We start from the raw sequence: 392 nt of genomic DNA on the forward strand, positions 1-392 counted from the left end.
TAGAGACGTTATACCACCGGATTATTCGACAAAATTGGACAAACTTGAAGAATTGGAATGGATAGATACCGTTTTGATAATAGACCACTATGAAGGCCCTATTAAATGGCGAGAAGATCGTAACAATATTTATTTCTTTGGCAAGAGTGGCCGCCTAGAAAAAAATATCTTTCAATTGATCGAAAAGAAAGAAACCCTATCAAAAGAAGCTTTCGGTTATTTGATAAAAAAATATACTGAACAGGCGAAAACCATACATCTCTTAACACAATGGTTAACTGATTATATTGAAAAGGGTAACTTTGATCAAAACCTGGTATCCATTTTTAAAATGCAATGCAGGTTCCTAGAGTACCACATGACTCAATTGAACCAACATTTTTCTGTTCTAT

The 392-nt window shown here is 33.9% G+C and carries 1 protein-coding gene; it reads left to right on the forward strand.

The genetic code is table 11. From position 1 onward, the window contains the following. Positions 1–392: hypothetical protein (locus LOK78_RS16445; protein WP_232635673.1), on the forward strand; the 392-nt coding region annotated here is incomplete at both ends.

It is taken from the genome of Mangrovimonas futianensis (assembly GCF_021245805.1).
Taxonomy (GTDB): domain Bacteria; phylum Bacteroidota; class Bacteroidia; order Flavobacteriales; family Flavobacteriaceae; genus Mangrovimonas; species Mangrovimonas futianensis.